Below are 22,381 nucleotides of genomic sequence, written 5' to 3'. Positions count from 1 at the left end.
GCGCCGGGGGCCGGTGACGGCGGGGCGGCCCGGGCCGTGCGCCCGGCCCGCCCCGGCCCTCGCGTCCGCTCAGGCCCCGTCGCGGGACCGCGCCTTGAAGGCGGCCTTGCGGGCGTCCTTGGCGGCCCTGCGGTCCGGGTGCAGGCGGCCCATCGCCTCCAGCACGTCGGCGGTCGCCGGGTGCTCCACCCGCCAGGCCGCGTCGAAGAAGCCGTCGTGCCGGGCGACCAGGTCGCGCACCAGGTCCGACAGCAGCTCCGTGTCGTCGTCGGCGGCGAGCTGGGCGGCCAGCGTGTCGATGGTCAGCCAGAAGATCATGTCCGCGTCGGGCGTCGGCACGTCGGACGCGCCGCTCTCGGTGAGCCACACCCGGGCGAGACCGCCGAGTTGCCGGTCGTCGAGCACCTCGCGCAACGCGGGTTCGGCCTCGGCGCCCACCAGGGTCAGGGTCTGCTGGCACATCAGCCGGCGGCCCGGTGCCGCCTCGTCGTCACCGCGAGCCGCCGCCAGCAACTCCCGCGCCGCGTCGACCGGTTTGCGGTCCTTGAGCCACAACTCGGCCTCGGTGCGGGCCGCCTGGTCGGGATAGCCGGCCAGCGCGTCCAGCAGTTCGGTGCCGGTGGCGCCCGCGAGGTCGCCCACCAGCGGGGCCGACGCGCCGGCGTCGACCAGCAGTTCACGCAGGCCGTGCACGCCGAGCGGGGTGAGCCGCACCAGGCCGTAGCGGGAGATCTCGTCCGGGTCCAGCTCCTCGCCCGGCTCCGGCGCGCCCGCCGCCTCGTCCTCCTCGATCAGCGCCTCGTCCACCGGCTGGTAGTCCAGCAGCCCGGACGGCGCGAGCAGCCGGAAGTGGTCGTCGAGCCGCATCATCACCTCGGTGACCTCTTCGAGCACCGCGTCGCTGGGCTGCTCCATCTCGTCCGGCACCACGAGCGAGGCCGCGAGCACCGGGAGCGGGACCGCGCCCTGGCTGGTCTCGGTGGCGTCGTCCAGGGCCATCAGGGTGTAGAGGTTGGCCAGCGCGGTGTCCAGGAACTCGGCTTCCTCGTCCGGGTCCCAGTCGTGCTCGTCCGCGCCAGGCACGTCGCCGTCGTCCATGACGTCCCGCAGGTGCTCGATGTCCGGCGACGCCGCCTCGGCCAGCGCGGCCTCGGCCGCGGCGAGCCACACCTCCAGCACGTCCTGCGGCGCCCCCGCCGTGACCCGCTCGTAGGCCTCCCCCGGCACGGCCCGGCCGGCCGCCTCGCCCGGCGGGGTGGACTCCTCGGCCTCCTCCTCGATCTCCAGCTCGACCAGCCCGGTGTCCACGGCGACGGCCCACGCCTGGGCGGTCTCGCCGAGGCCGTCCTCGTCCTCCGCCTCGCCTGCCGCCAGCCCCAGCTCCTCCGCGGCGGCCACCAGGTCGGCGTCGAGCAGCTCCCCCATGGCGTCCACCACGCGTACCGGCGCCGCCCACCGGGCCAGCCGCAACGCGCGGTCGAGCAGCGGCACGGCCAGGGCCAGTTGTGCCAGGTCGTCCACGGGAAGCAGCCGGACGGGCGGCAGGACGAGAGGACTTGCGGACATCGGGACAGCTCCCATTCGGCGTTCGGGCTCGACTACGGCGGCGGACCGCGCCACCGCGCGTACTCAGCGTAGGCCCTCCCGGCGGGGCGCTGCTCTCCCGCTCGCCCCGGCGCCTGGCCGGTCCCTGCGCACGGGGTGCGCATCCGCCGGGCGCGGTGCCTGTGCGGTCCCCCTCCGCAAGGGGGCGCCCGACAGGGGCGCGGGGAACTGCGGGACCAGCCACGCACCCACCGGTGGTCCGGCAACGACAGCAACAGCACCGCCGGACCGGTGAGCGCACAGCCCCGCCCCTGGGGGGCACCCCCTTGCGGCGCGTCCGCACAGGACGCACGGTGGTGGGATGAACGGGGTGGGGGAAGCACGGCGGCGCGCGTCCGAGGCGCAAGGAGCCGCAATCGGCACGCGGCAGCACGTCACCGTGCTGCTGCCCGTGGCACTGGCGGCGGACCCGCCCTGGCCGGCAGGACCCCTGCCGTTCGCGGTGGGAGCGCGGGTCGCGGACGCGGCGGGCAGGCGGGGGCTGTTCACCCCCGCCGCCGCCCGCGCGCTGTACGACCGCCGCTGGCACCTGCGTACCGCACGTACGGAGGGACCGCTGGGGCTCGACGGCATGGAGCTGCTGCGCACCCCCACCGCCAGGAACACCCAACAGGCGCTCGCCGTAATGCACTTCACCGTCGCGGGCGGCACCCCGATGCTGCCGTTGCTGCGGTCGGTCAGCCACCGGCGGCAGGCCGGGCAGCCCGATCCGCTCACCGGGGCGATGGCCCCGGCCGCGCTCCTCGACGGTGTCGCCGACACCGCCGTGCCCGCCGCACCGTTCGCCCTGTCCCGCCCGTACACCGTGGCCTTCCTGACGCCCGGCGCAGACCTCGGCGCACTCGCGCTGCGGGACGCGGAGACGGGGGAAGTCGGGGCGGCGGCCGACGAGTTCCTGCGGTCGCTGGCGTCCCGTTCGGTGCCGGACGACATCCCGCTCGGCCCGGAGTCGGTACCGGAGGCGCGCGCCGAGGTCCGGCGGATATCGGCGGACTGGAGCGCGCTGGTGCTCCGCCAGGGCGCCGCCTTCCTCGGCCACCGGGCCGACACCGGCGCGGGCGACTTCTACGACTGGGCCGAGTACAACGCCCGTACGGTCTACCTGGACGCGCTGCTGCTCGGCACGGTGCAGCGCCATCACATCGACGAGCTCACCGACGACCTGTCCGCCGTCTTCGAGGGGCCGGGTCTCGCGCGCCGGGTCGCCGCGCTCGAACAGCGCATCGCGCTGTTCCGCAGTACGTACTGGCGCGAACACCTCAGCGCGCACGGCCCGGCCAACGACCTGCTGCTGGCCTTTCAGGACAAGCACCGGCTCCCGGAGCGCTTCGAGCAGATCCTCGGGGAGGCGGCGGACTACGCGCGGCTGGCGCAGACGCAGGAGAGCCAGCAGATCGCGGGCGCGCTCGGCGTGCTGACGGTGCTGGGGCTGCCGCTGGGCACCGCGCTGTCCATCCTGCAGGTGCTCGGCGACTCGCATCCGTGGCACCTGGCGCTGGCCCTCACCGCGTCGTTCGCCGCGACCGCCGCGGCGCTCACCACGCGCTACGGCCGCCTCGTCGTCTCCTCGCTGCGCGGCGGGGCCCGCCGCCGGTAAGACCCGCCCACGCCCTGCGACCCCCCGGGGGCGGCCGCGGTCGCGCCCCGGGGCCCGCCGCCGGTCAGTTGTGGTGCAGCACCGCGTTCAGGCCGCCCCAGGAACCGGTGCGCTGCAGGACCTCCACCTTGCCGGTGGTGGAGTTGCGGCGGAAGAGCAGGTTGTCCGCGCCGGACAGTTCGACGGCCTTCACGATCTGGCCGTCGGGCAGCGTCACCCGGGTGCCCGCGGTGACGTAGAGGCCGGCCTCGACCACGCAGTCGTCGCCGAGCGCGATGCCAAGGCCCGACTCAGCGCCGAGCAGGCAGCGTTCGCCGACCGAGACGATCTGCGTACCGCCGCCGGACAGCGTGCCCATGATGGAGGCACCGCCGCCGATGTCGGAGCCGTCGCCGATCACCACGCCCTGGGAGATGCGGCCTTCGACCATGGAGGTGCCCAGGGTGCCGGCGTTGAAGTTGCAGAAGCCCTCGTGCATCACCGTGGTGCCCGCGGCGAGGTGCGCGCCGAGCCGGACACGGCCCGCGTCGGCGATCCGCACGCCGGCCGGTGCCACGTAGTCCGTCATCCGGGGGAACTTGTCGACGCCGTGGACGGCGAGGTGCAGGCCCTCGGCGCGGGCGGCGAGGCGGGCGGCTTCGAGGTTCGCCACCGGGACCGGGCCGATCGAGGTCCAGGCGACGTTCGCCAGCACGCCGAACAGGCCTTCCAGATTCTGCCCGTTGGGGCGGACCAGGCGGTGGCTGAGCAGGTGCAGCCGCAGATACGCGTCGTGCGCGTCGAGGGGCTTGTCGTCCAGGGACCCGACGGCGGTCCTGACGGCGACCACCTCGACGCCGCGGCGCGGGTCGGGACCCAGCGCCGCCGGGGCCGCGCTCCCCAGGGTCTGCGCGGCCTCCTCCGCGGTCAGCCGCGCGGTGCCCGCGGGGCCCGGCTCCGCGGTGAGCTGCGGGGCGGGGTACCAGGTGTCGAGCACGGTGCCGTCGTCGGCGACGGTCGCAAGTCCGACGCCGATGGCGCCGGAGGCACGGGAGTCATTCATACCGATGACGCTAACGCGTCGCCGGAGGATCCGTGCACCCGGCCCGCCGCTGTCCGCCCTGGTCCGGGACGGCAGGGGCGGCGGGGGAGTGCGCGGGCTAGAGCTGGGGCCGGTGGCGCGGTGCGGGGCGACGCGCTGGCCGCCGCAGCGACCGGGCCGGTGCTGCGGACGACGACGCGCAGGGGGCGCCCCCGTCCGACCTGCCCGGCCGGGCACCCGCCCTGGACCTGGGCCGTCAGTAGCGCGGCGCCGGCGGGGTGTCCTGCCAGGCGGCCGACTCCGCCGCCCCGGCGCCGAGGACGGCGCAGCGCAGCCAGTGCTCGCCCGGTTGGAGGTGGGCCAGCAGGGTGGGCAGGGCGGTGCGGCGGACGAGGACGTTGGTGCCAGGCAGCAGGTCGATCACCCGCCCTTCCCGCGCCGGTGCGGCGCCGGCGGAGTCCGGGGCGGGCAGGTCGAGCAGGCCGCTGAGGTCGCCGTCGGCGTTGACCGCCGACGCGCGCCCCGCGGCCTGCTCGCGGGCGGTCGGGCCGCGGTCGCGGTCGACGGCGAAACCGCCCTCGGCGGTGTGCAGGGCCCGACCGGTGCGGATGCGGTGGGTGCGCAGGTGCCAGGGGGCGGCGGCGGTCAGCCAGGTGGTGATCTCCACGTCCGCCCACGGCCGCCAGGAGCTGCGGACGGTGCCCTCCTCGTCGAGCCGCTCGCCGCCGGAGGCGCTGTCGCCCGAGGCCGCGGGGTCCTCGCAGGTCTCGCGCACCCGGAAGTGCACCGGCTCGCCCGAGTCGTCGCTGACGGCCAGCACCGAGTCGTACGCCCCCTGGACCAGGCCGAGTTCACCGGCCGGCAGGCTGAAGCCGAAGCGGGTGGAGTAGGCGAACTTGGCGTATTTGGCCGGCCCGCCCCGCGCCCAGCCGCTGTACTGGCGCCCGCTGAGCAGGGTGACGTCGCCGCCGGAACGCAGCAGGACGGCCCCGGCGGGCGGCTGGACGAGGGTGTCGGGCAGCTCGGGCGGCGGCTGCTCGGCGGCGGCCCAGAAGCGGTGGCCGGCGGGCAGCGCGAGCGGCAGGAAGGCCTTCATCGCCCAGTACGGCGAGGCGGGGCCGTTGTACTGCTCGGCGACGGCGGGCTGCGGGTAGCCGTAGCCGATGCTCAGCAGGCCGCCGGGCGTGGTCGCCGCCGACCGGTCGCGCCACCAGCGCAGGTGCCGCATCAGCAGCCCCTGGACCTCGCCGGCGGGCAGCGCGTCGACGCCGGCGTAGCCGAGCGCGCCCCAGAAGGAGCCCTGGGCGAAGCGGTAGGTGAGGCTGCGCCCGTAGGGCACCGCGGAGCCGTCGTCGGCGAACCAGTGCCGGAAGCCGAGGGCGAACTCGCCGGCCCGCTGCCGGAATCGGGCGGTGCGCGCCGGGTCCTCGTCACCGGCCAGCGCGGCGTAGATCAGGCCGTAGAAGTGCATCGCCCAGGGGATGTAGTAGTCGCGCTGCTCGGCGGGTCCGTCGCTGTACCAGCCGTCGGCGAGCGCGTAGGTCTCCAGCCGGTCCAGGCGGGCGTGCCGGGCGTCGCGGTCGTGGGCGTAGCCCACCCGGTCGAGGCCGAGGGAGACCATGACGGGGAAGAAGTTCCAGTTGTTGTCCGGGGTCCCCGCGTCGAGGAAGCGGGTCAGCCAGGCGCCGGCCCGGTCCTTCTCGGCGCCGCTGAGCGGGTCCCACAGCCGGTCGGGCGCCAGCGCCAGGGCGAATCCGACCGCGGCGGATTCGACGGTGCGCTGGTCGACGCCCTCGGGGGCGCCCCAGTATTCGGGGTGCGCGGGGTCGGTGCCCGCCGCCAGGCCGCGGGCCCACAGGTCCCAGTGCGCGAAGTCGCCGCCGCCGGCCGCCAGCGGTGCCAGGCCCCACAGCGGGCGGGCGTAGCCCTCCAGGTCGGCGGCGGTGTCGTCGTGGTGCGCGATGTTGACGCCGAGCCGGATACGCGCGCCGTCCTTGCTCGCGTACGGCACCAGGGCGCCGGCCAGTTCGGTCGCGTACGCCCGCATCTCCTCGCGTGCCGACGCGTGTTCGCCGCCGCCGCTCGTTGTCGCCGCAGCCATGCGGACCGCCCTCCGGACTCGATGTTGCGACAACTTTCGCAACTCCGCGGGACGGCGTCAACGGCCGGACATGAGACCGGCCGCGCCCGGAGGATCGGGCGCGGCCAGCCGGACGGGAGGCGTCAGACGTTGAAGCCCAGGGCGCGGAGCTGCTCCCGGCCGTCGTCGGTGATCTTCTCCGGGCCCCACGGCGGCATCCAGACCCAGTTGATCTTCAGGGCGTTGACGATGCCCTCGGTCGCGGTCTGGGCCTGCTCCTCGATCACGTCGGTGAGCGGGCAGGCCGCCGAGGTCAGGGTCATGTCGAGGGTGGCGACGTTCGTGTCGTCGACGTGGATCCCGTAGATCAGGCCCAGGTTGACGACGTCGATGCCCAGCTCGGGGTCGACGACGTCGTAGAGCGCCTCGCGGATCTCGTCCTCGGAGGCCGGCTTGAGAGCGACCTCGGTGCTGTCAGTCATGCGGTCTCCTCGGGTTCGGTGCCGGACAGCGCCTTCGCCGTCGCGTCCTTCCAGGCCATCCAGCTCAGCAGCGCGCACTTGACCCGCGCCGGGTACTTCGAGACGCCGGCGAACGCGACGGCGTCCTCCAGCACCTCCTCCATCGCCTCGTCGGGCTCGATGCGCCCGCGGGACTGCATCAGCTCCAGGAAGGTCTCCTGGATCTTCTGCGCCTGCTCGACGTCCTTGCCGACCAGCAGGTCGTTGAGGACCGAGGCGCTGGCCTGGCTGATCGAACAGCCCTGGCCCTCGTAGGAGACGTCGCCGATGACGGAGCCGTCCATCCGGACCCGCAGGGTGATCTCGTCACCGCACGTCGGATTGACGTGGTGCACCTCGGCCTGGCCGTCCCGCAGGCCGCGCCCGTGCGGGTGCTTGTAATGATCCAGGATCACGTCCTGGTACATCGAGTCGAGCTTCACAGCAGCACCACCATCGTCACCCGAAGAAGTTCCGGACCTGTTCGAGACCCTCGGCCAGGGCGTCGACCTCAGCCGGGGTGGAGTACAGATAGAACGACGCCCTGGTGGTCGCAGGAATTCCGTACCGCAGGCACACCGGCCGCGCGCAGTGGTGGCCGACCCGCACCGCGATGCCCTGCTCGTCGAGCACCTGGCCGACGTCGTGCGGGTGGATGTCACCCAGCACGAAGGAGATCGCGGCGGCCCGGTCCTGCGCGGTGGCCGGGCCGATGATCCGCAGGTCGGGGACCTGCAGAAGCCGCTCCAGGGCGTACTCCGTCAGCGCGTGCTCATGCGCGGCGATCTTGTCCATGCCGATCGCGGACAGGTAGTCCACGGCCGCGCCGAGCCCGATGGCCTGGGCGATCGGCGGGGTGCCGGCCTCGAACTTGTGCGGCGCCGGGGCGTAGGTGGAGGAGTGCATCGAGACGGTCTCGATCATCTCGCCGCCGCCGAGGAAGGGCGGCAGGTCCTCCAGCAGCTCCTGGCGGCCCCACAGCACGCCGATACCGGTCGGGCCGACCATCTTGTGGCCGGTGAAGGCCACGAAGTCGGCGCCGAGCGCCTGCACGTCCAGGACGGTGTGCGGGGCGGCCTGCGAGGCGTCGATCAGCACCAGGGCGCCGACGTCCTGGGCGCGGCGCACGATGGCCTCGACCGGGTTGACGGTGCCCAGGATGTTGGAGACCAGCACGAAGGAGACGATCTTCGTCTTCTCGGTGATGACCTGCTCGATGTCGGACAGGTCGAGCCGGTAGTCATCGGTCAGGCCGAACCACTTCAGCGTCGCACCGGTGCGCTGCGAGAGCAGCTGCCACGGCACGATGTTGGAGTGGTGCTCCATCTCGGTGATGACGATCTCGGTGTCCCGGTCCACCCGGTAGGGCTCGTCGGCCCAGCCGAGCATGTTGGCCACCAGGTTCAGCGACTCCGAGGCGTTCTTGGTGAATATCACCTCGTCGCGGCTGGGCGCGTTGATGAAGGCGGCGACCTTGTCGCGGGCGCCCTCGTACAGCGCGGTGGCCTCCTCGGCCAGCACGTGCACTCCGCGGTGGACGTTGGCGTTGGACCGCTCGTAGTACGAGTTGAGCGTGTCGAGCACCTGGCGCGGCTTCTGCGAGGTCGCCGCGTTGTCCAGATACACCAGCTTCTTGTCGTCGTGGACCAGCCGGTCCAGGGCGGGGAAGTCCTTGCGGATCGCCTCGGTGTCGAGGAGGCCGGGCAGCAGCCGCCGGCTCGCCGGGGAAGGGGTCATGCGACATCCCCCTCGGAGTTCGCTCCGCTCACGGGGCCACCCTTCACGTAGGACTCGTAGCCCTCTTCCTCCAGCTTGTCCGCCAGCTCGGCGCCACCGGACTCGGCGATCCGGCCGGCCGCGAAGACGTGGACGAAGTCGGGCTTGATGTAGCGCAGGATGCGGGTGTAGTGGGTGATCAGCAGGGTGCCGACCTCACCGCCCTCGCGGACCCGGTTGACGCCCTCGGAGACCACCCGCAGCGCGTCCACGTCGAGGCCGGAGTCGGTCTCGTCCAGGATCGCGATGTGCGGCTTGAGCAGTTCGAGCTGCAGGATCTCGTGCCGCTTCTTCTCACCGCCGGAGAAGCCCTCGTTGACGTTGCGCTCGGCGAAGGCGGGGTCCATGTTCAGCCGCTCCATGGCCTCCCTGACCTCCTTCACCCAGGTGCGCAGCTTGGGGGCCTCGCCGCGGATGGCGGTGGCGGAGGTGCGCAGGAAGTTGGAGACGGACACGCCGGGCACCTCGACCGGGTACTGCATGGCGAGGAAGAGGCCGGCCCTGGCCCGCTCGTCCACGGTCATCGCCAGCACGTCCTCACCGTCGAGGGTGACTGTGCCGCCGGTGACGGTGTACTTGGGGTGTCCGGCCAGCGAGTAGGCGAGGGTGGACTTGCCGGAGCCGTTGGGGCCCATGATGGCGTGGGTCTCGCCCTGCTTGACGGTCAGGTCGACGCCTTTGAGGATCTCCTTGGTGGAGTTGTCGGCTTCGACGGTGACGTGCAGGTCGTTGATTTCAAGCGTGGCCATGGGTGACTCAGGACTCCTGGGTGACGGAGACGAGCACGTCGTCCCCAACGATCTTGACGGGGTATACGGGCACGGGCCGCGTGGCGGGCAGCCCGGACGGCTTGCCGGTGCGCAGGTCGAAACTCGACCCGTGCAGCCAGCACTCGATCTGGCAGTCCTCGACCTCGCCCTCGGAGAGCGAGACGTTGGCGTGCGAGCAGATGTCGTTGATCGCGAAGACATCGCCGGCGGTACGGACCACGGAGACCGGCACACCGTCGATCTCGACCCGGCGGGGGGTGTCCTCGTCCAGGTCGCCGAGCGCGCAGACGCGTACGTACGAGTCGGTGGCGGTCATCCGACGGATGCCTCCAGTTCGGCGTCGATCCTCGCCATCAGCCGCTCTTCCAGGTCGGCCAGGCCGATCTGCTGCACCAGCTCGCCGAAGAAGCCGCGGACCACCAGGCGGCGGGCGTCCTCCTCGCGGATGCCGCGGGACTGCAGGTAGAACAGCTGCTCGTCGTCGAAGCGGCCGGTCGCGGAGGCGTGTCCGGCGCCGACGATCTCGCCGGTCTCGATCTCCAGGTTCGGCACCGAGTCGACCCGGGCGCCGTCGGTGAGGACGAGGTTGCGGTTCAGCTCGTAGGTGTCGGTGCCCTCGGCGGAGGCCCTGATGAGCACGTCGCCGATCCACACCGCGTGGGCGTCCTGGCCCTGGAGCGCGCCCTTGTAGGCCACGTTGGACCGGCAGTGCGGGGTGTCGTGGTCGATGAAGAGCCGGTGCTCCTGGTGCTGGCCCTCGTCGGTGAAGTACAGCCCGTACAGCTCGGCCTCGCCGCCGGGGGCGGCGTAGACGACCCGCGGGCTGAGCCGGACCAGGTCGCCGCCGAGGGTGACGACCACCGACTTGAAGGTGGCGTCCCGGCCGACCAGCGCGGTGTGCTGGGCGGCGTGCACGGCGGTGTCGTCCCAGTCCTGCACGGAGACCACGGTGAGCTTGGCGCCGTCGCCGACCAGATATTCGACGTTGCCGGCCAGCACGGTGTCACCGGTGTGCTCGATGACCACGACGGCCTCGGCGAAGGCGCCCACCTCGACGACCTGGTGGCCGTAGACGGTGCCGCCCTCGCCGTGCACGGCGATCCTGACCGGCTCGGTCAGGATCGCTTCCTTGGGGATGCTGACGACCGAGGCCTTCTCGAAGGAGCTGTACGCCTGGGCGGCGACCCGGTCGACGGGCTTGCCCGCCTTGCCGACCCGCGGGTCGGTGCGGTCCACGGTCTGCACGGTGACGCCGTCCGGCGCGCTCACCTCGACCCGCAGGCCGCCGGTGGCCTCGGCGGTGCCGTCGTGCAGGCCGCGCAGCCGTTCCAGCGGAGTGAAGCGCCACTCCTCCTCGCGGCCGTGCGGCACCGGGAAGTCGGCCACGTCGTAGGACGGGACCGCGCTGACCCGGGCGTCGGCGGGCTGTCCCACCGTGATGGCACCGTCCGTGGTGCTGCCCGCAGGGGTGTTGTCAGCCATGGCTTGTCGTACAGCTCTCTCTCGGAAGAACGTCGTCGGGATGTGGGACCTGGCAGGGCGGCCGGCGGCTAGCCGACGGAGCCCTCCATCTGCAGCTCGATGAGCCGGTTGAGCTCCAGGGCGTACTCCATCGGCAGTTCCTTGGCGATCGGCTCGACGAAACCGCGCACGATCATCGCCATGGCCTCGAACTCGGTCATGCCGCGGCTCATCAGGTAGAAGAGCTGGTCGTCGGAGACCTTGGAGACGGTCGCCTCGTGGCCCATGGACACGTCGTCCTCGCGGACGTCCACGTAGGGGTAGGTGTCGGAGCGCGAGATCGTGTCGATCAGCAGTGCGTCGCACAGCACGTTCGACTTCGATCCGGCCGACCCCTCGCCGATCTCGATCAGACCGCGGTAGGAGGTGCGGCCGCCGCCGCGGGCCACCGACTTGGAGACGATGTTGGACGACGTGTTCGGCGCCATGTGCACCATCTTGGCGCCGGCGTCCTGGTGCTGGCCCTCGCCGGCGAAGGCGATGGACAGCGTCTCGCCCTTGGCGTGCTCGCCCATCAGGTAGACCGCCGGGTACTTCATGGTGACCTTGGAGCCGATGTTGCCGTCGACCCACTCCATGGTGGCGCCCTCGTACGCGACGGCGCGCTTGGTCACCAGGTTGTAGACGTTGTTCGACCAGTTCTGGATCGTCGTGTAGCGGCAGCGGCCGCCCTTCTTCACGATGATCTCCACGACCGCGGAGTGCAGCGAGTCGGACTTGTAGATCGGCGCGGTGCAGCCCTCGACGTAGTGGACGTAGGCGTCCTCGTCGACGATGATCAGCGTCCGCTCGAACTGGCCCATGTTCTCGGTGTTGATACGGAAGTAGGCCTGCAGCGGGATGTCGACGTGCACGCCCTTCGGCACGTAGATGAACGACCCGCCGGACCACACCGCCGTGTTCAGCGACGCGAACTTGTTGTCGCCGGCCGGGATGACCGTGCCGTAGTACTCCTGGAACAGCTCGGGGTGCTCGCGCAGCGCGGTGTCGGTGTCCTGGAAGATGACGCCCTGCTCCTCCAGGTCCTCGCGGATCTGGTGGTAGACGACCTCGGACTCGTACTGCGCCGCGACACCGGCGACCAGCCGCTGCTTCTCGGCCTCGGGGATGCCGAGCCTGTCGTAGGTGTTCTTGATGTCCTCGGGCAGGTCCTCCCAGGACTCGGCCTGCTTCTCCGTGGACCGCACGAAGTACTTGATGTTGTCGAAGTCGATGCCGGACAGGTCCGAGCCCCAGGTCGGCATGGGCTTCTTGCCGAACAGCCGCAGACCCTTGAGCCGGAGCTTGAGCATCCACTCGGGCTCGGACTTCTTCGCGGAGATGTCACGGACGACGGCCTCGGACAGGCCGCGCTGTGCGGCCGCGCCCGCGACGTCGGAGTCGGCCCAGCCGTACTCGTACGTGCCGATGCCTTCGAGCTCAGGGTGAGTGGTCTCCGTGGGAGCAGTCATGCGGGGTTCCTCCCGGACGTGCTGGCAGATGCTGCCTGGTGTGTGGTCTCGGTGTGAGCGGGTCGGGCCGGTCGGTCGTCGGTGTCCTGGCCGGTCGGGTGCGGGGCCTGCGGGACGAAGGTGGTGCATACGCCGTCGCCGTGCGCGATGGTGGCCAGCCGCTGGACGTGCGTCCCGAGCAGGCGGGAGAAGACCTCGGCCTCCGCCTCGCACAGTTCGGGGAACTGTTCGGCCGTGTGGGCGACCGGGCAGTGGTGCTGGCACAGTTGCTCGCCGGCAGGACCGGGGGCGCTGCGGGTCGTAGCAGCGTACCCGTCGGCGGACAGCGCACGAGCGAGTGCCCGGGTGCGGTCCTCGGGGGCCGCCGCGTCCACGATCGCACGGTAGCGCTCGGCCTGCGCAGCGACACGGGCACGGGCGAACGCGGAGACCGCGGCCTGGCCGTCCGGCCCGCCGCCGGCGGACTCGGCGATCCAGCGCAGCGCGTCGGCGGCGAGTACGTCGTAGGCCTGGTCGAACGCGTCCCGGCCGCAGTCGGTCAGCGCGAAGACCTTGGCGGGTCTACCGCGTCCGCGGTGACCGTAGACTCGCTGGTCGCGGGCCTCGACGACGTTGTCCGCCGCGAGTGCGTCCAGATGGCGGCGCACCGCGGCCTGGGTCAGGCCGAGCCGCTGCGCCAGGTCGGCCGCGGTGGAGGGTCCGTGGTCCAGGATGGACCGGGCGACCCGGTTGCGGGTGCGCCGCTCCCCGGTCGTCTGCTCCTCCGCCGCACCCTGCGCGGCACCACCGACGTATTTCACAACCCCATTGTTGCGTAATTCGTCAGGCCCGGGCAAGCGGCACCACTGCCGGGCGCGGTGTGCTGCGTCACTTAGGGTCACCTAATCCCGCCCTGCCGCCAGAACCGCCGCCACGCCTCCCTAGACTCGTCCGCATGCGAAACGAGCCCGCCGTCGAGGTGACCGGTCTGGTCAAGCGGTACGGGACCAGGGCCGCCGTCGACGGCCTCGACCTCCGGGTGCCGCACGGCAGCGTCACCGCCGTGCTCGGCCCCAACGGCGCGGGCAAGACCACCACCGTCGAGGTCTGCGAGGGATACCGCCGCCCGGACGGCGGCAGCGTACGGGTCCTCGGGCTCGACCCGGTCACCCGGGGGGCCGAGCTGCGGCCCAGGATCGGCGTGATGCTGCAGGCCGGCGGGGTCTACCCGGGCGCGCGCGCCGAGGAGATGCTGCGGCACACCGCCGCGCTGCACGCCCGCCCCATCGACCCGGCGGTGCTGATCGAGCGGCTGGGCCTGGAGTCCTGCGGCCGCACCACCTACCGGCGGCTGTCCGGCGGGCAGCAGCAGCGGCTCGCGCTGGCGATGGCCGTGGTCGGCCGGCCGGAACTGGTCTTCCTCGACGAGCCCACCGCCGGCCTCGACCCGCAGGCCAGGCACGCCACCTGGGACCTGGTCAGGGAGTTGCGGGCGGACGGCGCCACCGTGGTGCTGACCACGCACTTCATGGACGAGGCCGAGCAGCTCGCCGACCAGGTGGTGATCATCGACGGCGGCCGGTCCATAGCCCGCGGCACCCCCGAGGAGCTGTGCCGCGGCGGCGCCGAGGGCACCCTGCGCTTCTCCGGCCGCCCCGGCCTGGACCTGGCCTCGCTGCTCAAGGCGCTGCCCGCGGACAGCGCGGCGGCCGAGCTTGGCCCGGGCAGCTACCGCATCGAGGGCAGGATCGACCCGCAACTGCTGGCCACCGTCACCTCCTGGTGCGCCCAGCACGGCGTGATGCCCGACCGGCTCGCGGTGGAGCGCCGCACCCTGGAGGACGTCTTCTTGGAACTGACCGGCAGGGAGCTGCGCGGATGACCGCCACCACGGGCACCACGACCGGGCGGGCGTACGCCGCCGGCTCCTTCACGCCGGCGCCCGGCGCCGCCCCCACCGCCACGATGATCCGCGCCCAGGCGGTGCTGGAGACCAGGATGCTGCTGCGCAACGGCGAGCAGCTGCTGCTGACGGTGATCATCCCGGCGCTGCTGCTCGTGCTCTTCAGCGCCGTCGACATCGTGGACACCGGCGCGGGCAAGTCGGTGGACTTCCTGACCCCCGGCGTACTGGCGCTCGCGGTGCTGTCCACCGCCTTCACCGGGCAGGCCATCGCGACCGGTTTCGAGCGCCGCTACGGGGTGCTCAAGCGGCTGGGCGCCTCACCGCTGCCGCGCTGGGCGCTGCTGGCCGCGAAGACCTGCTCCGTGCTGGTCACCGAGCTGCTGCAGGTCGTACTGCTGACGGTGATCGCCTTCGCGCTCGGCTGGTCGCCGCACGGGAACCCGCTGGCGGTGCTGGTGCTGCTGCTGCTGGGCACCGCGGCCTTCTCCGGGCTCGGGCTGCTGATGGCCGGCACCCTGAAGGCCGAGGCGACGCTGGCAGGCGCGAATCTGGTCTTCCTGCTGCTGCTGGTCGGCGGCGGGGTGATCGTGCCGATGGACAAGTTCTCGGGACCCGTGCGGTCGGTGCTCGAACTGCTGCCGGTCTCCGCGCTGTCCGACGGCCTGCGTGACGTGCTGCAGCACGGCGCCGGGATGCCCTGGGGCGACCTGGGCATCCTCGCCGTCTGGGCGGCCGTCGGGCTGGCGGCGGCGGGGCGCTTCTTCCGCTGGGAGTGAGTCCGTCCCCCGGAATCCCCCGGGGCGGCGGCTTCCGGACGCGGCGTGCGGCACCCTCGTGAAACCGTGCACAAGGCGGGCGCCTACCATGTGTCCGTGCCGAAGCTGCCCGAAATCGCGCGAAACCCGCTCGCCTTCATCGCCGCCCGGTGGACGCCGAACCCCGAGACCGTCCGCCGGGCGACGCTCGCGGCCCTGGTCATGTCGGTGGTCATCGTGGTCACCGGCGGCGCGGTCCGGCTGACGGCCTCCGGCCTCGGCTGCCCGACCTGGCCGACGTGCAGCGGCGACAGCCTGCTCGGCACCCGCGAGATGGGCGTCCACCACATCATCGAGATCAGCAACCGCATGCTGACCTACGTGCTGTGCGCCGCGGTCGGCTGGGCGATCGTGGCGGTGCGCGCGACGCAGCCGCGCCGCACCGGCCTGTACCGGCTGGCCTGGGCGCAGTTCTGGGTCGTGGTGGGCAACGCGGTGTGGGGCGGCCTGACCGTGCTCACCAAGCTCAACCCCTACGTGGTCTCGCTGCACTTCCTGCTGTCAGCCGCGCTCATCACCGTCGCGGTGCTCACCTGGCAGCGGGTCGCGGAGGGCGACGCCTCGCCGCGGCCGCTGGTGGGCAAGCCGGTACGGCAACTGGGGCAGTTGCTGGCCGCCGCCGCCGCGGTGCTGATCGTGGTGGGCACCCTGGTCACCGGGGCGGGGCCGCACCCGGGCGACGCCAGCGGCACGTACAAGATGCAGCGCATCGAGGTCGACTGGCGGACCATCGCCCAACTGCACGCCGACTTCGCCTGGGTGGTGGTCGGGCTGACCGTCGCGCTGTGGTTCGTGCTGCGCGCGGTGGACGCGCCGGCCGGGCCGCAGCGCAGGGCCGTCGAGCTGTTCGCGGTGCTGATGGGCCAGGGCGTCATCGGCTACGTCCAGTACTTCACCCACCTGCCCGCCGTGCTGGTGGACCTGCACATGTTCGGCGCCTGCCTGGTGTGGATCGGGACGCTGCGGGTGCTGCTGTCCTTCCGGGAGCGGACCGCGGCGGCGGCGTACCTGTCAGCGCCAGGTCCCGTCGGGCGGGAGGTGCGGGACGCGGCCGGCGGCGGCCTCAGGCAGCCGGTAGACGCGCCGCGCGTTCCCCTCCCCGACCAGGGCGGCGACCCGCTGTCCGTCCGCCGCTGACCACTCCCCCGCCGCCACCCGCTCGCCGACCAGCCGGTCGAGCGCGGCCAGGAAGCCGCGCGACCCGGTGACGTACAGCTCGGGCAGGCCGATCGCGCCGCCGGCGTAGAGCACCTTGCCGAAGGGGACGCGGGCGAGCACCGCGGCCGGGTCGGTGCCGATCCCCAGATACACGTGCGGCAGTCCGGCGGCCAGCAGGGCCGCGGCGCTCTCGTGGGCCGGCCCCGGCAGCAGCACCACGTCGGTGCCGAGCCCTTCGGCGGCCCGCAGCAGGCCGGTCACCGCGGCCGGCCCCGGCCCGTCCTGCCGGTGCCGTAGCACCAGCGGCAGGCCGCCGGCCAGCGCCTGCCACACCAGGTGCCGCAGCAGCACCGGGTCCGCGGGCCGCTCGCCGACCCGCCGGGTGGCCAGCCAGTACGCGGCGGCGTACCGCACCTCGAAGTGACCCGGCGGCCCGTGAGCGGGCGACGAGCCGTCGGCCAGCAGTTCCGCGGCACACGAGAAGCCGACGGCGCTCAGCGCGGCACCGTGCACGGACTCCGCGAGATTGGCCAGAAATCCGTCTACCGTGCCCGAGGTGTCGGCCACCTGCTGGGCCAGCGGTTCGAGCCGGACGATCTCGTACGCCGCCGCGCCGCCCGCCGCGCCCAGCTCCTTGGGCGGCGTCAGGTCGCCCGGCTCACCGGTGTCGACCAGATACCCGCGGATGCCGGTGCCGCGCAGCAGCAGCCGGGCCGCCTCGTACGCGCCGAGCTCGCGGCGGCGGGCCAGGTAGCGGGCCGGAGCGCAGTGCGGCTCCAGCCCCAGCAGCGGCGGGCACCAGCGGCGTACCGCGAAGCCGGTGGGGCTGTCGAACAGCGTCGTGCGGGGCGCCGCCGCGCCGGGCAGCCGGGCCTCGAAGGCCGCGATCCCCAGCTCACCGGGGAGCACCCCGTGGCAGTACGCGTCCACCAGGTGTCCCCGCGCCCCGGCCATCCGCCGCCCCTCGTGCCGCCCTGCGTCCGCTGTGACCCTGCCATGGTCCTAACGGTGGGGGGTGGCGTCAGGTGTTGGCGCGCCCGCCGACCTGAATTCCGGCCATCCGGGTCCACTCGTACGGCCCGGTGCGGACGCGGGCGGCCAACTCCCCGCCGAATTCGTCGTGCACGGTCACCTCGGCGGTTTCGGCTGCCGCCTGGGCCGCGGGGTACGAGGGCGCGACGAGGTCGCCCCAAGCCCCGTCCTTCCCGACCAGGACGATGCGTGCGCCGCGCTGCCCGAGGTATTCGACGACGGCGTCGACCCCGCCGTGCTTGGCCCCGAACCCGCGAATGCCTCTCGCGAGGCGCCTGACCCGCCGCTCATCCGTCTTCTCGCTCATGCGCCCACATTACCTGCCGGTGGGCCTCCCGCCGGGGTGCCCATACGTAAGGCGGCGCCTTACAGGGGCGCGGGGAACTGCGCGACCAGCCCCCACCGGCGGGTTGGTGCGAAACCCACCGCAAGTGGCACCCACCCAGGGGCGCGGGGAACTGCGCGACCAGCCCCCACCGGGCGCGCGGGTCGCCACCGGCCGAAAGGGGCTGTTGCTGTCGCATCCGGACCACCGGCCGGTGGGTGGCTGAGCGCGCAGTTCCCCGCGCCCCTGGGGTGGTGGCGGTCCGTCGCCGCACAGCGGCCCGCGGAGGCCCGCGCCCCGGTGGGGCACCCACCTACGTAGCGGCAAGCCCCCCGCAGGGGCTCAGTGGAGGAAGGGGTCGATCGCCACCGCGACGAAGAGCAGCGTGGCGTACGTGATCGACCAGTGGAAGAGCCGCATCTCCTTGAGCTTCGGGCCGGTCACACCGGCCTTGGCCCGGGCGTGCAGGGCGTGCGCCTCCTTGAGCCAGAAGGCACCGAGGACCGCCGCCACCAGCGGGTAGAACCAGGACGTCTCGCCGAGCGGCCACCACAGCGTGAGCGACGTCAGCACCATCACCCAGCTGTAGAGGACGATCTGCCGGGCGACGACCTGGTTGCCCGCGACCACCGGCAGCATCGGCACGCCGACCCGCGCGTAGTCGTCCTTGACCTTCATCGACAGCGGCCAGTAGTGCGGCGGCGTCCAGAAGAAAAGGACGAGGAAGAGGACGAAGGGCGCCCACCCCAGCTCGTCGCGGACCGCGGACCAGCCGATGAAGACCTGCAGGCAGCCGGCGACCCCGCCCCACACGATGTTCTGGGCGGTGCGGCGCTTGAGGCCGAGGGTGTAGACGAAGACGTAGTAGAGGATCGCGGTGAGCGACAGGCCCGCGGACAGCGGGTTGACGAGCAGGGCGAACCACACCGTGGACACCACGGACAGCGTGATGCCGAAGACCAGGCCCTCGCGCGGCGAGACCAGCCCGGTGACCAGCGGCCGCTGCTCGGTGCGGTGCATCAACGCGTCGATGTCGCGGTCGATGTACATGTTCAGCGCGTTCGCGCCGCCCGCGGACAGGTAGCCGCCGGCCACGGTGGTCAGCACCAGCCACAGGTCGGGCACACCGCCGGCCGCCAGGAACATCACCGGAACCGTCGTGATGAGCAGCAGTTCGATGATCCGCGGCTTGGTCAGCGCCACGAACCCCATGACACGGGCCTGCAGCGGCCGATGACCTGAGCCCGTCCCGATGACCCCTGCGGGTCGGGATTCGACGGCCGTCACGAACACCCCAAGAGAGATGAGTCAAGCAGGTAGCCGAGCACCCGGCCGCCGGCTTCACCGAGCGGGCAAGACCACGGTGCGGCCTGCGCGTACCACGCCACTCTAGACGCAGGGAATACCCCGGCTGCTTCCGGGGGTGGATCGTGTTGCCCGACCCTCGTTCACCAGGCGTTAACGGGGTTCAGGAGGCGAATACGGACGTACGGGGGCAGGATCGAATTGGTGCGCGCCCTCGACGGTAGGCTCAGCGCTGTCGGGTAGGCACACGTCACCGGCGCGTTTCGACGTATTTGTTGAGAGGAGCCCTGACCCAGGGTGAGCAAGCAGCCGACCACCGCAGACCTTGACTGGACAGAACTGGACCGGCGGGCCGTTGACACCGTCCGAGTCCTGGCCATGGACTCCGTGCAGAGGGTCGGCAACGGCCACCCCGGCACGGCGATGAGCCTGGCCCCCGCCGCGTACCTGCTGTTCCAGAAGGTCATGCGGCACGACCCCGCGGACGCCGACTGGACCGGCCGCGACCGATTCGTGCTGTCGGCGGGCCACAGCAGCCTGACCCTCTACTGCCAGCTCTTCCTGGCCGGGTACGGCCTGGAGCTGGCGGACCTCGAAGGCTTCCGCACCTGGGGCTCGCGCACCCCCGGTCACCCTGAGTACGGCCACACCACCGGCGTCGAGACCACCACGGGGCCGCTGGGCCAGGGTGTCGCCAACGCGGTGGGCATGGCGATGGCGGCCCGCTACGAGCGCGGCCTGTTCGACCCGGACGCGGAGGCCGGCACCTCGCCGTTCGACCACACCATCTGGGCGATCGCCGGCGACGGTTGCCTGCAGGAGGGCATCTCCGCCGAGGCGTCCTCGCTGGCCGGGCACCAGAAGCTCGGCAACCTGGTGCTGCTGTGGGACGACAACCACATCTCCATCGAGGGCGACACCGAGACAGCGGTGTCCGAGGACACCGTCAAGCGCTACGAGGCGTACGGCTGGCACGTGCAGCGGGTCGAGCCGCTGCCCGACGGCGACCTCGACCCGCACGCGCTGTACGCGGCGCTGCTCGCCGCCAAGGCGGAGACCGGCCGGCCGTCCTTCATCGCGGTCCGCTCGATCATCGCCTGGCCGGCCCCGCACGCGCAGAACACCGAGGCCGCGCACGGCTCGGCGCTGGGTGAGGACGAGGTGCGGGCCACCAAGGAGGTGCTCGGCTTCGACCCCGACCAGCACTTCGCGGTGGCCGACGACGTGCTCGCGCACACCCGCGCGGTCGCCGACCGCGCCCGGGACACCAGGGCGGCGTGGGAGAAGTCCTTCGCCGCCTGGCGCACCGCCAACCCGGAGCACGCCGCCACCTTCGACCGGATCGACGGGGCCGAACTGCCGGAGGGCTGGCAGTCGCACCTGCCGTCCTTCGAGCCGGGCAAGTCGCTGGCCACCAGGGCCGCTTCCGGCAAGATCCTGGAGGCGCTTGGCGCCGTCGTCCCCGAGCTGTGGGGCGGCTCCGCGGACCTCGCGGGCTCCAACAACACCACGATCGACAAGACGTCGTCGTTCCTGCCGGCCGGCAACCCGCTGCCGGGCGCGCAGCCCTACGGCCGCACCATCCACTTCGGCATCCGCGAGCACTCGATGGCCGCCGAGATGAACGGCATCACCCTGCACGGCAACACCCGTGTCTACGGCGGTACGTTCCTGGTCTTCTCCGACTACATGCGCAACGCGGTACGGCTGTCCGCGCTGATGCACCTGCCGGTGACGTACGTGTGGACGCACGACTCGATCGGCCTCGGCGAGGACGGCCCGACCCACCAGCCGGTGGAGCACCTGGCCTCGCTGCGCGCCATCCCGGGGCTCAACGTGGTGCGCCCGGCGGACGCGAACGAGACGGCCGTCGCCTGGCAGGAGATCTTCAAGCGCTGGACCAAGGAGTTCGGCAAGGGCGCCCCGCACGGTCTGGCGCTCACCCGGCAGGGCGTGCCGACCTACGAGCGCAACGAGGACGCGGCGCGCGGCGGGTACGTGCTCTTCGAGGCCGAGGGCGGCCCGGCGCAGGTCATCCTGATCGGCACCGGTTCCGAGGTGCAGCTGGCCGTGGGCGCCCGCGAGGAGCTGCAGGCGGCGGGGATCCCCACCCGGGTGGTGTCGATGCCGTGCGTGGAGTGGTTCGAGCAGGAGGATCAGGCGTACCGGGACGGCGTGCTGCCGCCCTCGGTGAAGGCACGTGTGGCAGTGGAGGCGGGCATCGGGCTGACCTGGCACCGCTTCGTGGGAGACGCGGGACGCATCGTGAGCCTTGAGCACTTCGGTGCCTCGGCTGACGCGAAGGTGCTGTTCCGTGAGTTCGGGTTCACCGTGGAGGCGGTGGCCGCCGCGGCGCGGGAATCTCTCGCCGCCGCTGATCGCTGACGCAGATACACGACACATCAGGAGATGCAACTCTCATGACAGACGCACTCAAGCGCCTCTCCGACGAAGGCGTCGCGATCTGGCTGGACGACATGTCCCGCAAGCGCATCACGACCGGGAATCTGGCGGAGCTGATCGACCAGCAGCACGTGGTCGGCGCGACCACCAATCCGTCGATCTTCCAGAAGGCGATCGTCGGTGACGAGCGCTACGACCCCCAGCTCACCGACCTGGCGTCGCGCCGGCTGACCCCCGACGAGGCGGTGCGGATGATCACCACCGCCGACGTGCGGGACGCCGCCGACGTCTTCCGCCCGGTCTTCGACGCCACCGGCGGCCAGGACGGCCGGGTCTCGATCGAGGTCGACCCGCGCCTGGCGCACGACACCCGGGCGACCATCGCCGAGGCCAAGCAGCTGGCCTGGCTGGTGGACCGGCCGAACACCCTGATCAAGATCCCAGCCACCGAGGCGGGCCTGCCGGCCATCGCGGACGTCACCGGCCGCGGTATCAGCGTCAACGTCACGCTGATCTTCTCGCTGGAGCGCTACCGCAAGGTGATGGACGCCTACCTGACCGGTCTGGAGAAGGCCAAGGCGTCCGGCCTGGACCTCTCGCAGATCTACTCGGTCGCGTCCTTCTTCGTGTCCCGGGTGGACACCGAGATCGACAAGCGGCTGGAGAAGATCGGCTCCGGCGAGGCCAAGGCACTCAAGGGCAAGGCCGCCGTGGCCAACGCGCGGCTGGCCTACCAGGCGTACGAGGAGGTCTTCTCCTCCGACCGCTGGGAGGCCCTGGAGAGGGCCGGCGCGAACAAGCAGCGCCCGCTGTGGGCCTCGACCGGCGTCAAGGACCCGGCCTACCCCGCGACGCTCTACGTCACCGAGCTGGTCGCGCCGAACACGGTGAACACGATGCCGGAGGCGACCCTGGAGGCCACCGCCGAGCAGGGCAAGGTCACCGGCGACACCATCCACGGCACCTACGAGCAGTCGAAGGCCGAGCTGGACGCCATCGAGGCGATCGGCATCTCGTACGACGAGGTCGTGCGGCTGCTTGAGGACGAGGGCGTCGACAAGTTCAAGACGGCCTGGAACGAGCTGCTGGACTCCACCAAGGCGGAACTCGAACGGCTCGCCCCTTCGGAGGCCTGAG

At 72.3% G+C, this 22,381-nt stretch carries 19 protein-coding genes and 1 pseudogene; 6 read left to right on the top strand and 14 right to left on the bottom strand.

What is annotated here, in order from left to right; all coding sequences use genetic code 11:
- Positions 1–69: 69 nt before the first annotated feature.
- A complete protein-coding gene (locus OG702_RS27875; protein WP_327291692.1) occupies positions 70–1,566 on the bottom strand; it encodes a hypothetical protein in 1,497 nt (498 codons plus the stop codon).
- A gap of 340 nt (positions 1,567–1,906) precedes the next feature.
- On the opposite strand from OG702_RS27875, the gene OG702_RS27870 reads away from it, so the two are divergent.
- A complete protein-coding gene (locus OG702_RS27870) occupies positions 1,907–3,202 on the top strand; it encodes a hypothetical protein (protein ID WP_327291691.1) in 1,296 nt (431 codons plus the stop codon).
- Between the two features lie 64 nt (positions 3,203–3,266).
- On the opposite strand, the gene dapD is transcribed toward OG702_RS27870, so the two are convergent.
- From dapD to OG702_RS27820, 10 genes are all read right to left on the bottom strand, one after another.
- Positions 3,267–4,244: a 2,3,4,5-tetrahydropyridine-2,6-dicarboxylate N-succinyltransferase gene (gene dapD / locus OG702_RS27865; RefSeq protein WP_327291690.1), complete on the bottom strand. Its 978-nt coding sequence runs from the start codon at positions 4,242–4,244 to the stop codon at positions 3,267–3,269.
- Positions 4,245–4,479: 235 nt separating this feature from the next.
- On the bottom strand, positions 4,480–6,324 hold the full coding sequence (locus tag OG702_RS27860) for a DUF2264 domain-containing protein (protein WP_327291689.1): 1,845 nt from the start codon (positions 6,322–6,324) through the stop codon (positions 4,480–4,482).
- Between the two features lie 122 nt (positions 6,325–6,446).
- Positions 6,447–6,785, bottom strand: a complete 339-nt coding sequence (locus OG702_RS27855) for a metal-sulfur cluster assembly factor (protein ID WP_327291688.1) — start codon at positions 6,783–6,785, stop codon at positions 6,447–6,449.
- Positions 6,782–7,246 (bottom strand): Fe-S cluster assembly sulfur transfer protein SufU, encoded by a 465-nt coding sequence (sufU, locus tag OG702_RS27850; RefSeq protein WP_327291687.1) that lies wholly within the window; start codon positions 7,244–7,246, stop codon positions 6,782–6,784. The genes OG702_RS27855 and sufU overlap by 4 nt, the downstream gene beginning before the upstream one ends.
- A 16-nt stretch (positions 7,247–7,262) precedes the next feature.
- Complete coding sequence (locus OG702_RS27845; RefSeq protein ID WP_327291686.1) at positions 7,263–8,540, bottom strand: cysteine desulfurase; 1,278 nt, start codon at positions 8,538–8,540, stop codon at positions 7,263–7,265.
- Entirely contained in the window at positions 8,537–9,328 is a 792-nt protein-coding gene (sufC, locus tag OG702_RS27840; RefSeq protein WP_327291685.1) for a Fe-S cluster assembly ATPase SufC, read from the bottom strand. The genes OG702_RS27845 and sufC overlap by 4 nt, the downstream gene beginning before the upstream one ends.
- 7 nt (positions 9,329–9,335) lie before the next feature.
- The gene (locus OG702_RS27835) at positions 9,336–9,665 is read right to left on the bottom strand and encodes a non-heme iron oxygenase ferredoxin subunit (RefSeq protein ID WP_327291684.1); all 330 of its coding nucleotides are present in this window, start codon (positions 9,663–9,665) and stop codon (positions 9,336–9,338) included.
- On the bottom strand, positions 9,662–10,831 hold the full coding sequence (gene sufD, locus OG702_RS27830) for a Fe-S cluster assembly protein SufD (protein WP_327291683.1): 1,170 nt from the start codon (positions 10,829–10,831) through the stop codon (positions 9,662–9,664). The genes OG702_RS27835 and sufD overlap by 4 nt, the downstream gene beginning before the upstream one ends.
- Positions 10,832–10,899: 68 nt before the next feature.
- Entirely contained in the window at positions 10,900–12,321 is a 1,422-nt protein-coding gene (gene sufB / locus OG702_RS27825; protein WP_327291682.1) for a Fe-S cluster assembly protein SufB, read from the bottom strand.
- Positions 12,318–13,121, bottom strand: coding sequence for a helix-turn-helix transcriptional regulator (locus OG702_RS27820; protein ID WP_327291681.1), 804 nt, complete (start codon positions 13,119–13,121; stop codon positions 12,318–12,320). The genes sufB and OG702_RS27820 overlap by 4 nt, the downstream gene beginning before the upstream one ends.
- 134 nt (positions 13,122–13,255) lie before the next feature.
- On the opposite strand from OG702_RS27820, the gene OG702_RS27815 reads away from it, so the two are divergent.
- The 3 genes from OG702_RS27815 to OG702_RS27805 all read left to right on the top strand — a co-directional run bounded on the left by OG702_RS27815 (position 13,256) and on the right by OG702_RS27805 (position 16,158).
- A complete protein-coding gene (locus tag OG702_RS27815; RefSeq protein WP_327291680.1) occupies positions 13,256–14,182 on the top strand; it encodes an ABC transporter ATP-binding protein in 927 nt (308 codons plus the stop codon).
- Positions 14,179–14,982: an ABC transporter permease gene (locus OG702_RS27810; RefSeq protein WP_327291679.1), complete on the top strand. Its 804-nt coding sequence runs from the start codon at positions 14,179–14,181 to the stop codon at positions 14,980–14,982. Before OG702_RS27815 ends, OG702_RS27810 begins: the two co-directional genes overlap by 4 nt.
- 96 nt (positions 14,983–15,078) lie before the next feature.
- Positions 15,079–16,158, top strand: coding sequence for a COX15/CtaA family protein (locus tag OG702_RS27805; RefSeq protein ID WP_327291678.1), 1,080 nt, complete (start codon positions 15,079–15,081; stop codon positions 16,156–16,158).
- On the opposite strand, the pseudogene OG702_RS27800 reads toward OG702_RS27805, so the two are convergent.
- From OG702_RS27800 to OG702_RS27790, 3 genes and pseudogenes are all read right to left on the bottom strand, one after another.
- Positions 16,090–17,133, bottom strand: a pseudogene (locus OG702_RS27800) (amidohydrolase); the annotation flags it as partial. The gene OG702_RS27805 and the pseudogene OG702_RS27800 overlap by 69 nt on opposite strands.
- A gap of 67 nt (positions 17,134–17,200) precedes the next feature.
- Positions 17,201–17,518: a hypothetical protein gene (locus tag OG702_RS27795; RefSeq protein WP_327291677.1), complete on the bottom strand. Its 318-nt coding sequence runs from the start codon at positions 17,516–17,518 to the stop codon at positions 17,201–17,203.
- Between the two features lie 360 nt (positions 17,519–17,878).
- A complete protein-coding gene (locus tag OG702_RS27790) occupies positions 17,879–18,823 on the bottom strand; it encodes a heme o synthase (protein WP_327291676.1) in 945 nt (314 codons plus the stop codon).
- A gap of 315 nt (positions 18,824–19,138) precedes the next feature.
- Here OG702_RS27790 and tkt point away from each other — a divergent pair, with 315 nt between their 5' ends.
- Both tkt and tal read left to right on the top strand, forming a co-directional pair.
- On the top strand, positions 19,139–21,226 hold the full coding sequence (gene tkt, locus OG702_RS27785; protein WP_327291675.1) for a transketolase: 2,088 nt from the start codon (positions 19,139–19,141) through the stop codon (positions 21,224–21,226).
- Positions 21,227–21,261: 35 nt separating this feature from the next.
- Positions 21,262–22,380, top strand: a complete 1,119-nt coding sequence (tal, locus tag OG702_RS27780; protein WP_327291674.1) for a transaldolase — start codon at positions 21,262–21,264, stop codon at positions 22,378–22,380.
- The last annotated feature ends 1 nt before the right edge of the window (position 22,381 follow it).

It is taken from the genome of Streptomyces sp. NBC_01198, from assembly GCF_036010485.1.
Classification (GTDB): Bacteria; Actinomycetota; Actinomycetes; order Streptomycetales; family Streptomycetaceae; genus Actinacidiphila.
This window is presented reverse-complemented; position numbering and strand designations above follow the sequence as displayed.